At 68.0% G+C, this 12,857-nt stretch carries 9 protein-coding genes; 3 read left to right on the forward strand and 6 right to left on the reverse strand.

Going from position 1 to position 12,857, the window contains the following annotated elements:
* Window positions 1-39: 39 nt before the first annotated feature.
* The 4 genes from VH499_RS01915 to VH499_RS01930 all read right to left on the reverse strand — a co-directional run bounded on the left by VH499_RS01915 (window position 40) and on the right by VH499_RS01930 (window position 6,728).
* On the reverse strand, window positions 40-405 hold the full coding sequence (locus VH499_RS01915; protein ID WP_332050988.1) for a response regulator: 366 nt from the start codon (window positions 403-405) through the stop codon (window positions 40-42).
* Window positions 402-4,310 carry a GAF domain-containing protein gene (locus tag VH499_RS01920; protein ID WP_332050989.1) on the reverse strand — a complete coding sequence of 1,303 codons (3,909 nt, stop codon included), beginning with the start codon at window positions 4,308-4,310 and terminating at the stop codon, window positions 402-404. The genes VH499_RS01915 and VH499_RS01920 overlap by 4 nt, the downstream gene beginning before the upstream one ends.
* Window positions 4,307-5,266, reverse strand: coding sequence for an ABC transporter substrate-binding protein (locus VH499_RS01925; protein WP_332050990.1), 960 nt, complete (start codon window positions 5,264-5,266; stop codon window positions 4,307-4,309). The genes VH499_RS01920 and VH499_RS01925 overlap by 4 nt, the downstream gene beginning before the upstream one ends.
* Window positions 5,267-5,516: 250 nt before the next feature.
* A complete protein-coding gene (locus VH499_RS01930) occupies window positions 5,517-6,728 on the reverse strand; it encodes a CoA transferase (protein WP_332050991.1) in 1,212 nt (403 codons plus the stop codon).
* Between the two features lie 40 nt (window positions 6,729-6,768).
* On the opposite strand from VH499_RS01930, the gene VH499_RS01935 reads away from it, so the two are divergent.
* Both VH499_RS01935 and VH499_RS01940 read left to right on the forward strand, forming a co-directional pair.
* Window positions 6,769-7,938 carry a hypothetical protein gene (locus tag VH499_RS01935; protein WP_332050992.1) on the forward strand — a complete coding sequence of 390 codons (1,170 nt, stop codon included), beginning with the start codon at window positions 6,769-6,771 and terminating at the stop codon, window positions 7,936-7,938.
* A 23-nt stretch (window positions 7,939-7,961) separates the two neighbouring features.
* The gene (locus tag VH499_RS01940) at window positions 7,962-9,743 is read left to right on the forward strand and encodes an AMP-binding protein (protein ID WP_332050993.1); all 1,782 of its coding nucleotides are present in this window, start codon (window positions 7,962-7,964) and stop codon (window positions 9,741-9,743) included.
* 22 nt (window positions 9,744-9,765) lie between these two features.
* On the opposite strand, the gene VH499_RS01945 is transcribed toward VH499_RS01940, so the two are convergent.
* Both VH499_RS01945 and VH499_RS01950 read right to left on the reverse strand, forming a co-directional pair.
* The gene (locus VH499_RS01945; RefSeq protein WP_332050994.1) at window positions 9,766-11,016 is read right to left on the reverse strand and encodes a flavin-dependent oxidoreductase; all 1,251 of its coding nucleotides are present in this window, start codon (window positions 11,014-11,016) and stop codon (window positions 9,766-9,768) included.
* Window positions 11,013-11,984, reverse strand: a complete 972-nt coding sequence (locus VH499_RS01950; protein WP_332050995.1) for a tripartite tricarboxylate transporter substrate binding protein — start codon at window positions 11,982-11,984, stop codon at window positions 11,013-11,015. Before VH499_RS01950 ends, VH499_RS01945 begins: the two co-directional genes overlap by 4 nt.
* Before the next feature lie 109 nt (window positions 11,985-12,093).
* Here VH499_RS01950 and VH499_RS01955 point away from each other — a divergent pair.
* The coding region (locus VH499_RS01955) for a magnesium chelatase domain-containing protein (protein ID WP_332050996.1) at window positions 12,094-12,857 on the forward strand (764 nt) is incomplete at its 3' end.

Genomic DNA, 12,857 nt, shown 5'->3' on the forward strand with positions numbered 1-12,857 from the left:
GTGGGCAGCCTTGCGCGGGGAGGAAGGGCATCGCGCGCCTCATCCCAAAATCTCCCGCACCTTGGCCAGCATCTGGCGCGGGCTGAAGGGCTTGGCGATGTAGCCGTCGCAACCCGCGTCGCGCGCCTTCTGCTCGTCGCCGGAGAGCGCGTAGGAGGTCACGGCGATCACCGGGATCGCGGCCAGCGCCGGGTCGGCCTTGATGCGCCGCGTCGCCTCGTAACCGTCCATCACCGGCATCTGGATATCCATCAGGATCAGGTCGGGCCTGTGCTCGGCCGCCTTGGCCACGCCCTCGGCGCCGTCGTTCGCCTCGACCATGTCGTAGCCCGCCATCCCGAGGAGATCGCGCAGGATCTGGCGATTGTCCTCGGTGTCCTCGACCACGAGTATCTTCTTGCTCATTGGGCGGCCTCTTTGATCGGGTCGGCGTTCACCGGCACCGTGACCTTGAAGATCGATCCGGTGCCGACTTCGGACTGGACGGTGATGGTGCCGCCATGCAGCTCGACGATGCGGCGCGAGATCGAGAGCCCGAGACCGGTGCCGCCCTTCTTGCGCGTGCTGGTGTTGTCGACCTGCTGGAACTCGTCGAAGATGCGGGCCTGGTCGGCCGGCGAGATGCCCAGACCGGAATCGATCACCGACAGCTCGAAGCGATCGTTCGCCTGGACGGCGCGGATCTCGACGCCGCCCTGATCGGTGAACTTGATGGCATTGCCGACGAGATTGAGCAGCACCTGGGAAAGCCGCCGCGCATCGCCGTGTCCCGTCGGCAGGCCGGGCGCCACGGCCGAGGTGAGCGCCAGGCCCTTGGTGCGGGCCAGCGACTCGGTCGCGGCGATCACCGTGCCCACCATGTCGGCGACACTGTACTCCTCGATCGCGAGCGCGAGCTGGCCGGCCTCGATCTTGGAGAGGTCGAGCACGTCGTTGATCAGGCCGAGGAGATGACGGCCGTTGCTCTGCACGCGCTCCAGCACGCCCTGCGCCTTTTCGGGCACGTCGCCGTAGAGGCCGTCGGCCATCATCTCGGTGTAGCCGATGATGGCGTTCAAGGGCGTGCGCAGCTCGTGGCTCATGTTGGCCAGGAACTGCGACTTGTGCTGGCTCGCGACCTCGAGCTGCCGGCCCTTCTCCTGGATCTCGGTGAAGAGCCGCACGTTCTCGATGGCGATGACGGCCTGGGCGGCGAAGGTTTCCAGGAGCTCGATCTGGCGCGGCGTGAAGCTGCCGGGCACGGGCGTGCGCAGCAGCACGCAGCCGACGGCGCCGCCCTCGGCACGCATCATCGGCGCAGCCAGGAAGGCGCGGATGCCGTTTTCCGCGGCCAGCCTCTGGGCGGTGGCGAATTCCGCCGGATCGAGCGCGGCCACGTCGGGAATGTGGATGGTCCGGCCGTCGATCGTGGCGCGTCCATTGATCGAGCTGCGATCGAGCGGGTTGCGCCGGCCGATCCGGCCCTTGAGCGAACCTTCATGAGCCACCAGCACCATCTCCTGCCCGTCGCGCAGGATGATCACCGCGTCGTCGGCGCCGCAGAACCGCCGCGCCGCGGCCACCACGGCATCCAGAACCGGCTGCACGTCGGTCGGCGATTGCGAGATCACGCGCAGCACCTCGGCGGTCGCGGTCTGCTGTTCCAGGGCCTCGCGCTGCTCGGTCAAGAGGCGCGCGTTCTCCATGGCGATGACGGCCTGCGCGGCGAAGCCCTGCAGCAGGGCGATCTGCTTGTCGGTGAACGGCCGGACCTCCTGACGATAGAGGCCGATCATGCCGAGCAGAGCGCCATCCTTGCGCAGCGACATGACGAGCAGGCTGCGCGCACCGCCGAGGTCGACCAGGGCCCGCCGATTGGGCTCGCCGGCCTTGTAGGCCGCGCCGTCCGCCGCGTCGATCGTGTGGACATAGGGAGCGCCGGCGATGAGTTGGGCCGGCGACGATCCCGGTCCGTAGTCGGCCGGATGGGCGTTGCGGTATTCAGCGAAGGCCTCCGGCACCCCACGGGTGGTGGTGGTGTGGAAACGCTTGCCGTCGTAGGTGTTGAACAGGCCGAAAGCCGCGTCGCAGAGCAACATGGCCTTGCCGAGAATGGCGTCGAACACCGGAGCGACGTCGCCCGGCGATGAGTTGATGACCCCTAGGATCTCGGCGGTCGCCGTCTGCTGATCGAGCGATTCGCGCAATTCGGTGAACAGGCGCACGTTCTCGATGGCGATCACGGCTTGCGCGGCGAAAGTCTCCAGGAGCTCGATCTGGCGAGGGGTAAAAGCACCGGGCATCGGCTTGCGGAGCAGCACGCAGCCGACCGCCATCCCTTCGCGCAGCATGGGGGCGGCGAGCAAGGCACGGACGTTCGTCCTTCGCGTGAGCTCCAGCGTCAGTGCGTCTTCCACCGGATCGAGATCCGCGACATCCGGCACGTGGATCGTGCATCCGTCGATCGTGGCCCGGCCGGTGGTCGAACTTCTGTCGAGCGGAAAGCGATTGCCGACGAGCGCGGGCAGACTGCCCTGGTGGGTGGCCAGCAACTGCTCCGTTCCCTCGCGCAGGACGATCATGGCATCGTCGGCACCGCAGAAACGGCGAGCGGCGCGGACCACAACGTCGAGCACCGGTCGCACGTCGGTGGGTGACTGAGAGATGACGCGCAAAATCTCGGCCGTCGCCGTCTGCTGCTCCAGCGACTCGCGCAGGTCGGTGAACAGCTGCACATTCTGAAACGCGATCACGGCCTGATCGGCGAACGTCTGGAGAAGCCGGATCTCGCGTTCCGAAAAGGCGCCCGGTGCCGCGCGGCTCAGCGAGAACAGGCCGATCGGCCGGCCTTCGCTCAACATGGGCACGGCGACGTTCGCCCGCCATCCGCGTTGTCGTGCCATCTCGCGGATGGCGGCCGGAACGTCCTCGTTCTCGACATCGCCGATCTGCCTGACGGCGCGATCCCGAATGGCGTCGCCCACGAACGACAGCTCTTCCGGCGGCAGGTCGTCGAATTGGCGGCGCAACGTCTCGTTCGCTCCCGGGAGACCACCGCGGATGGAGCCCACGTGCAGATGCCGTCCGTCATAGCGCCAGACGACGATGCTCCAGCCGTTCAGCAGCCGCATCGCACTCTCCGCGATCGCGTCGAACACCGGCTGGACGTCGGTCGGCGAGCTCGAGATGACCTGGAGAATTCCCGCTGTCGCCGTCTGCTGCTCCAGTGTTTCGCTGAGCTCGCGGGTGCGGTCCTCGACGCGCTGCTCGAGCGTCGCATAGGACTCTTCCAGCGCCTCGGCCGAACGGTTGAACTGGTCGGCCAGCGCCTCCAGCTCGTCGCCCGTCCTGATGCTGAGACGATGGCCGAGCTCGCCGCCGCCGATGCGTTGGGCGCCCGACTGCAGCGCCCGGATGGGCACCACCATGCGCCGCGCCAGCAGGGCGGCGGCGAGGCCGGCGATCAGGAGGCCGAGCACCAGCAGGGCGAGCGCGCGCAGGCCGGCCGCGATCACCGGTTCGCGCGCTTCGGAAAGCGGCAGCTCGACGAACACCAGCCAGTCCAGCGCCGGTATCGAGGCATGCGCCGACAGCACCGGCACGCCGGCGCGGTTCGTGGCATCGGCCGGCGCGGCGTCGCTGGATGTCGGCGCGAGCGCCGCCGCCACCTGCGCGAGCCTGCTCATGTCGGTGCCGCGCAGGACCAGCGAGATGTCGGGATGGGCCACCAGCCGGCCGAGACGGTCGACCACATAGGCGTAGCCGTCGTGGCCGATCTTGATCTGCGAGACGACGTCCCAGATCAGCTTGAGATTCACGTCGGCGATCGTGACGCCGCTCTTGCCGCCGTGAGCCACGGCCATGGTGAGATAGGGCTCGCTTTCCTTGCGAAAGTAGACCGGACCGAAATAGACCTTGTTCGCCATGGCCTCGACGAAAGCGGGGTCCTGCGAGCGATCGGTGCCGGCGCCGACCACGTCTATGGAAACCCGCGATACGCGCAGTTGCTCGCGCCCCTGGCGATCGAGCTGCACCAGCTCGGTGATGGCGGGCACCTGGCGCAGCAGGCGCACATAGTCGAAGCGGCGCTGGTCGACCGGCAGCGAGGCCCATTGCGGATGCGCCACCCAGCCGATCTGTCCCTCGATGCCGCGCACGAACGCTTCGATCTGATGCGCCGCCGACTCGGCCTTCTCGCGCTGCACCTCGATCGAGGCGCGCCGATTGTCCTGGTAGACGAAGTAGAGGTCGAGCGCGGCGTTGATCACCAGGACGCCGGTCACGAGACCGACGAACAGCGTCATGTACTTGAGGAACAGGCCGCGCTTCACTCGATCACCCGGTCGGCGCGGGCAAGCAAGGCCGGCGGCACGGAAAGACCGAGCACCTTGGCCGTCTTCAAATTTATCACCAGATCGAACGTCGTCGGCTCCTGAACCGGCAGATCGGCCGGTTTAGCGCCTTTGAGCATCTTGTCGACGAAAACGGCAACCGTCCGGTACAGCGCCGGCTGGTTGGCACTGTAAGAAAGCAAGCCGCCGGCGTTGGCAAACGGTATGTGGGGCGAAGCAGCGGGCAAGCGGTATTTCAACGCGAGATCGGCCGGCGCTTTCGCGCCGAGGCTCGGCTGGACGACAATCGCGTCGACCGGCACCCTGAGCAATCCCGCAAACGCCGCCTCCAGCTCCGCGGCGCCGTGGGCGAAGGCGGGATGGATCTCGACTCCAAGGGCATTGCCGGCGGCCTGGATCTTGGCCAGGAACGGCTTCGAAAACGGATCGTTGGCATTGCACATCGCGCCGATGCGTTTCGCGGCGGGGAGAAGCTCCCGCAGGATCTCCACGTTCTTCGCTGCCACATCGGCCGTCGCGCCCGACATTCCGGTGAGGTTGCCGCCCGGGTGGGCGAGGCTCGCAACGAGGCCGGTGCCGACCGGATCGCCGGTCTCCATCGCGATGGGAATGTCCTGGGTCGTCTCCTTGGCCGCCTCGGCCGTCGGCGTCTGGTAGCAGACGATGACCTTCACCTTCAGTCGAACAAGCTCCGCGGCGCTCGCCTTCAGTCGCGCCGGATCGGTGCTCCCCGGCGAACGGATCTCCAGCACGATGTTCTTGCCTTCGACGTAGCCAAGCCCGCGCAGCCCCTCGCGGAACTCCTTCAGAAACAGCGTCGGGTCGGGAATGCCGGCGACCAGCACGCCCACGATCGGGGCTGCCGATTGCGCCCGGGAGCCGAGCGGCCATGCCGCCGCAGGGACCGAGAAGGCGATGAATGCCCGCCGCCTCATTCGGCTGACTGCTTGTGCGCCGACCGGGGGCGGAACATGGCCGTCGACATCCGACACGGAGTGCACCAGGACACAGGCACGCCGGGTCGTGCGCCGGAGGCCGCGATCGCCTTCCCATCCGCTTTTCGCCACGACGGGCTTTTGTCGCCCACGTCGAGCTTCACGCCGTCTGTCATCCCCCGTCCCCGGACGTCGAAGCAGTCTACAGCCCATCCGGGCGACATGCACCGCCCCCTTGTGCGCGAGCCCTTCAGCCCACCGCGCCCGCCGCCCGAAGCCCACCGATCTCGGCGGCGCTGTAGCCAAGCTCGGCCAGGATCTCGTCGGTGTGCTGGCCGTGCGCCGGCGCTGGCCCGGGCACGTTGGGAGCTGGTGCGAAGGAAAGCCGGATGGGTGCGGAGAGGGTGCGCGGCATCTCGGCCACCGCACTCTTCACGATCGCACCATTGGCGACCGCCTGCTCGTCGTCGGGCACGTCGCGCAGTACGCCCAGCAGGCCGAACGTGATCTCATGCCGGCGCAGTCGCGCTCGCCATTCGGGCCAGGGCAAGGCGGCGAACACCGGGTCGAGGATCGCCGCCAGCTCGGAAGCGTGGGCGCGCCGCAGCTCCGTCGTCTGGAAGCGCGGATCGTCGAGCAGATCCTCCCGCTCCATCGCCGCGCAGAGCTCGGGCCAGAGCTTTTCCTCGCGCACGATGGTGAGCTGGATCCAGCGGCCATCCGCCGTCCGGTACTGATTGGCGAGTGCGCTCCGGGGTTTGGTGCGCGGCGGGCGCGGTGCCACGAAGGCGCCAAGCAAGGCCCCCTGCGCCAGCATGGCGTTGGACCAAAGGCCGCCGGCATGCAACGAGCTCGAGACTTCGCTGCCTTCGCCGGTGCGCTCGCGGTGGAGCAGCGCCATGGCGATGGCGGAGAAGAGGTTCATCCCCGCCATCTGGTCGCCCTGCGCGGGCAGTGAGAAGGCGGGCGGCCCGCCCTCGTAAGTCAGCGCATCGAGCAGGCCGGAACGGGCGAAGAAGGCCGTCGAATCGAAACCCGGCTGCTCGGCATCGGGCCCTTGCTCGCCATAGCCCGTCATGGACGCGTAGATCAGGCGCGGATTGAGCGCCGCCACGTCGGCATAGCGCATCCGGAGGCGCTCGCGCACCTTGAGTGGAAAGTTCACCACCATCACGTCGGCGGTCTTCACCAGCCGGTCGAAGGCAGCGCGGCCGTCGGCATGCTTGAGGTCGAGCACGATCGCGCGCTTGTTGCGGTTGACGAGGTGCCAGCAGAAATTCACCGGATGCTGCGGGATCGAATGGGCCTGGCCGAGCTTGCGTTGCGGATCGCCGTCCCCCGGCGGCTCGATCTTGATCACCTCCGCCCCGTAGTCGCCCATCACCGTGGTGGCGACCGGGCCGGCGATGAAGCTTGCCAGATCGAGCACGCGAAGTCCTGTCAGCGGCAATTGCCCGCCCATTGATGTTTCCCTCCTGAACCCGTACAGGCGAGCCTACCCTATGGCACAAAACCGGCGAAATCTCGGGATCGCGGCGGGGTTGATCGCGCTGCTGGCTCTCGGTGCGGCGACATTGCCGTCGACGGGCTGGGCCTGTGGATTGGCGATCCTGCTGGGGCTGGCGGGCGTTGTTCTGCTGCGCGGCAATGGCTGGCGCAGCGGCGCGCTCCTGATCGCCGCCGTGGCGGTGGCGGTCGGCTTGCTCGACGTCTTTGCCGGCCTCGTCGCGCCGCAGGCGCATGGCGTCGGGCTCGTGACCACCTTCGACCCCGAGGGATGGAAGCTGCCCGATCCGGATCTCGGCTACCGACCCAAGCCCGGGACCAAGGTCGTCGCCAGCTCGACCTACGGTTCGCAGACAGTATTCAATGTCACCTACACCATCACCGCCGAGGGTACGCGTGCCACCCCGCCCGCGCCGCCGGGAGCCGACACTTATGTCTTCGTGGGTGATTCCTTCATGTTCGGCCAGGGGCTCGCCGACGATCAGACCCTGCCGGCGCAGTTCGCCAAGGCCGACGACTTCAAGATCCGGACCGTCAATGCCTCGGCGCCGGGCTATGCACCCAACCAGTTCGTTCGCCTGCTGGAGACGGGCCGGCTCGACTGGCTGCGGGGGCAACCGGTCAAGGCGCTGGTGACGTGGATCATTCCGCCTCACCTTGCCCGTGTCACCGGAGACGAACCCTGGCTCGGCCCGTCGCCGCGCTATGTGCTGGAGAATGGCGTGCCGCGCTTCACCGGCTCGTTCGATCACTATCGCTGGACGCATCCGCTCGCCGGTCTGCAGCACTTCGCCGAGGATCGGTTTGCCTTCATTGCCGCGATCGGCATGCGCCAGCGCCAGGAGCGGCAGGCGCGGCTCTTCACGGCGCTGATGGTGCGCCTGCAGGAGCTTGCGCGGCAGAAGTTCGACGCACCGCTGATGGTGATCTACTCCTGGCCCGACGAGCAGACGCCCCCCGGCTTCGACGACAACGAGGCCGCCCAGCCGATGCTGGTCGCGATCCTGAAAGGCCTGCGCGAGCGCGGCCTCCCGCTGATGGCGGTCAATCCGCTGACGAGCGGCTTGCCGCGGGAGAAGATCGCGATTGCGCATGACGGCCATCCCACTGCCTTCGCTGACGGGCTGACGGCAGGCGAACTGAAGAAGCGACTGCTCGGGCCGTGAGCCGAAATCTGTCTCTTGTGCCGATGCGGCAGCTCGAACGCCCGAAGCCGAGCGTCGTGATCGAACGTCGGGCCGGTGATGTGCTGATCGTGTCGGCCGGCCGCGAGTTGGCCGGCGACTGCCCGCTCATCATCGATCGCCTGCAGCAAGCCGCCGAGCGGCGGCCCGCCGTCACCTTTCTCGCGGAGCGGCGCGGAGCGCGACGGCACTGGCAGCACCTCACCTATGCGGAGGCCTGGGCCAGGACCGGCGCGATTGCTTCCTGGCTGATTGCCGAGGGCTACGGGCCGGACAGCCCGCCGGCGGCGATCCTGTCGGAGAACGGCCTCGAACACGCGCTTTTCCTGTTCGGCGCCCAGCGGGCGGGCCTGCCGACGGCGTCGCTCTCGCCCACCTATTCGCTGTCGGACGACGTCACGCGCTTCGATCATGCGATGGACGTCGTCCAGCCGGCACTGGTGTTCGCGCAGGACTCGCAGGCCTATGGTCCGGCGCTCGATCGAGCCGCCGCAGGCGGCGCGCGGGTCATTACGGTGGACGGCAAAAGGGGGTTTGCCTTCGGTGCCCTCGCCAATTGCTCGATCGACTCCGCCGTCGCCGAGCGGCGCCTGCACATCACGAAAGACACGCCGGCCAAGATCATGTTCACCTCGGGCTCGGCCGGCCGACCGAAGGCCGTGCTGAACACACACGGCAATCTCGCCGCAGCGGTAGAGATGATCCGCGCCGTGAGCGAGCCGGTGGACGAGCGCCACGTTGCCGTGATGCTCGATTGGCTGCCGTGGCATCACACGGCGGGCGGCAACACGAGCCTGAACGGCATCGTGCGTGTTGCCGGCTCGCTCTATGTCGACGGCGGGCGACCGACGGCCGGCCGCTTCGACGAGACGATCGAGAACCTGCGCGAACTTTCGCCATCCTACTTCGGCTCGGTGCCGGCGGCGTTTCAGCCGTTGATCGAGGCGCTTGAATGCGACGAGGATCTCCGCCGCAAGTTCTTCAAGAACCTGCGGGCTCTGGGCTATGGCGGCGCGCTGCTGCCGCAGGAGAACTTCGATCGCCTCCAGGCGTTCGCGGCGGCGCAACTGGGGGAACGCCTGCCGTTCGGCGCGGGCTGGGGCATGACCGAGACGACGGGTACCGGCCTGATCGTCTACTGGAACGTCGACCGCGCTGGCCTGCTCGGCCTGCCGTTGCCGGGCCTGCACGCGAAGCTGGTGCCGGCCGACGACCGCTATGAGCTTCGGGTGAAAGGCCCGAACGTGGCGCCGGGCTACTACCGCGATGCCGAGGCCACGCGCGACGCCTTCGACGAGGACGGTTTCCTCAGGACCGGCGATGCGGCGCGCTGGGTGGATCCGGCGAACCCGCAGGCGGGGCTTGCCTTCGCCGGCCGGCTCGCGGAGGAATTCAAGCTCGCGTCTGGAACCTGGGTGCGCGCCACCACCCTGCGCGCCGAACTGATCGATGCGCTGCAACCCTATGTGCGCGAACTCGTGATCGCCGCGCCCGACAGGCAATGGCTCGGCGCGCTCGTCTGGCTCGATCCTGCGGCGCTCAGCGACGCCGATTGGCGCAGCAAGCTGTCGGCCAAGCTCGGCGCTTACAACGGGCGTGCACGCGGCTCCAGCGGCCGCATCCTTCGGCTGCTTCCGTTGGCCTCGCCGCCTTCGATCGCCGCCGGAGAAGTCACCGAGAAGGGCACGATCAACGCGCGCCGTGTCCTCGATCGCCGCGCGGCCGAGATCGCGCGGCTTTATGCCGAGCCCGTCGATCCCGAAGTGATCCTGCCGGCCGGCGGATGAGCCCGTTCGCGATCGACCATGTCTAGACGAAGCTCGGTCGCGCCCGCAGCGTATCGCGGTCGAAGCCCGCGACTTTTCTGTATCGATCCAGGATCGCCTGCAGTTCTGCGGTCGAGATCACGTCCTCGATGCGCTCGAAAGGGCGGCCGCCGGAGCGCTGCCACACCTCGCGCAGGATCGAATCGGGCGGGTTGGTGCGATTGGTCAGGACGACCTGGGCAGTCGCGGGACCGCGCACGGCCTCGTACTGCGCGAGCGCCTCGGGCGTGGCGCCGAGCTTCTTGATCTGCCCGGTGAGACAGCGTGCATCGATGATGGCCTGGCTGGCGCCGTTGGAGCCGCGCGGATACATCGGATGGGCGGCATCGCCCAGCAGTGTGATGCGTCCCAGGCTCCATCGCGCCAGCGGATCGCGATCGACCATGGGATATTCCAGGATCTCCTCGGTGCTCTCGATCATGCCGGTGACGTCGAGCCAGTCGAAGGTGAGGCCGGCGAAGGCCGGCATGATGTCGGACAGCCTGCCGCGGCCGGTCCAGTCCTGGCGCACCGCCTCGGGCCGCTCGAGTTCGGCTACCCAGTTGATGAGCGGTTTGCCATCGGTCTCGGGCGTGCCGGGGCGGATCGGGTAGATCACGGTCTTGCCGACCGTCAGCCAGCCTGACGAGACCATGATGTCGCCGCCGAGGAAGGCGGGCCAGGGGGTGGCGCCGCGCCACATATTGACGCCGGAATATTTGGGCGGCCCTTCGTCCGGATAGAGCTGGCTGCGCACGGCGGAGTGGATGCCGTCGGCGCCGACGGCGAGCCTGCCGCGATGCACGGCACCATTGTCGCAATGGAGGGTGACGGCGTTCGGCTCCTGCTCGATGCGGAGGCAGCGATGGCCGAGCTGCACGGCATCCTCGCCCAGCCGCGCCCGCACGGCCGCGAGCAACACGTCGTGCAGATCGGCGCGATGGATCGAGAGCTGCGCCCAGTCATAGCCGGCAAAGCGGCCACGCGGCTCCTTATGGATGAACTGGCCATAACGGCTGTAGTAGCGAAGCTCGCGCGTCTCGATAGCGTGCGCGGCGAGCTTGTCGGCCAGTCCCAGCTCCGAAAGCTCACGCATGGCATGCGGCAGGAGATTGATGCCGACGCCGAGCGGCAGCACTTGCGGGGCCGCCTCGAAGACGCGGCAGGCGATGCCGGCCTGGTCGAGACTGAGCGCCAGCACGAGCCCGCCGATCCCGCCGCCGACGATCAGGACATCGGAAGAAGAGTTGCTCACTCGGCCTTGATTCCACGCTTGGCGATGACGTCGGCCCACCGCTCGCGGTCGCGCTGCACGATCACGGCGAGCTCCACCGATGTCGAGGTGGCAGGAGTGAGACCCTGCTTGCCGAACGCCTCGCGTGCCTCATCCGAGTCGAGGATGCCGACGAGTTCCTTGTCGAGCCGCGCCACGATCTCCTCCGGAGTGTCCTTGGGCGCGAACAGGCCGTACCACATGTCGACATCCGCATCCTTCAGCCCCTGCTCGATCAGGGTCGGCACCTCGGGCAGAAGCGGATGGCGCCGGGGGCTGCCGATGGCGAGCGCCTTCAGCTTGCCGCTCTTGATATAGGTGGCGGCGACATGCACCGGCAGGAACATGTAGGGTATCTGACCACCCAGCAGGTCCTGCACCGCGCCGGCCGACCCCTTGTAGGGAATATGCACCAGTTCGATGCCGGTCTCGGTCTCGACCAACGCCATCGAGAGATGGTGCGGCGTGCCGACGCCAGGGCTGCCGTAGTTGATCTTGCGCGGCGCCGCCTTGGCGGCGGCGATGAAGTCGGCGAGACTGTTCGGTGCCTGGCTGGGATGCGCCACCAGAACCAAAGAGCCCCACGCGGTCAGCCCGATGGGCGCGAAGTCGGCCACCGGATCGTACGGCAGGTTCTTGTAGAGGCTGGGATTCATCACCAGCGTGTTCACCTGCGACATGATCGTGTTGCCGTCGGGCTTGGCGCGCGCCACCGCCTGGCTGCCGATATTGCCCGAGGCGCCGGGCAGGTTCTCGACCACTACCGGCTGGCCGAGCCTCGCCGCCAGCCGCTCGCTCACGAAGCGCGCGATCATGTCGGGCCCGCCTGCCGGCGTGTAAGGCACGATGAGGCGGATCGGCTGGTCCGGCCAGGCCGAGGCAGCGCCGCTTGTCACGAGCGAGCTGGCCAGCAGTGCGGCGCAGGCGGGAAGGAAGAAGCGGCGGCGCATGCAACCATTGAAGCACCGGCAGGGCCAGCGGTCGATACAACTTATGAGTGCTTTACTGTCGATCCATGCGTTCTATAATTGTTCCCGGTAGACGAGCCGGAGAACGGGCATGCAGGCGAAAGTGCGGACGGTAGCATTTCAGGGTGTGGACGTGCTGCCGGTCGATGTCCAGGTGATGATCGCGCCGGGACAACTCGCCTTTACCGTGGTCGGGCTCGCGGACAAGGCGGTCGGCGAGAGCCGGGAGCGGGTGCGGGCGGCGCTGCGCGCCTTGGGGTTGGCCCTGCCGCCGCAACGCATCTCGGTCAATCTCTCGCCGGCCGACCTTGCCAAGGAGGGCAGCCACTACGACCTGCCGATCGCCCTGGGCCTGCTGGTGGCGATGGGTGTGCTGACCAAGGACAGCATCGCCGGCTTCGTCGTCCTGGGCGAGCTCGCGCTCGACGGATCGCTGACGCGCGTCCCGGGCATCCTGCCGGCCGCGATCGCCGCGGCCGCGACCGGACGGGGCGTGATCTGCCCGGCAGCCTGCGGTGGCGAGGCGGCATGGGGCGGGTTCACGCCGGCCAATGATCCCGATCGGCCGCCGGTCGTGGCCGCGCCTTCGCTGCTGGCGCTGATCAATCACCTGCGCGGCCAGCAAACCCTGCCGGCACCGCAGGCACTCGTGTCCGAGGACCGGGTTTCCTACCCCGATCTTGCCGAGATCAAGGGCCAGGAGACCGCAAAGCGCGTGCTCGAAGTGGCGGCCGCAGGCGGCCACAACCTCCTGATGGTCGGCCCGCCCGGCTCCGGCAAGTCGATGCTGGCGGCGCGCCTGCCGGGCCTCCTGCCACCGCTCGAAGCGGAGGAGGCGCTGGAAGCCACGATGGT

The organism is Reyranella sp., from assembly GCF_036558665.1.
Lineage (GTDB): Bacteria > Pseudomonadota > Alphaproteobacteria > Reyranellales > Reyranellaceae > Reyranella.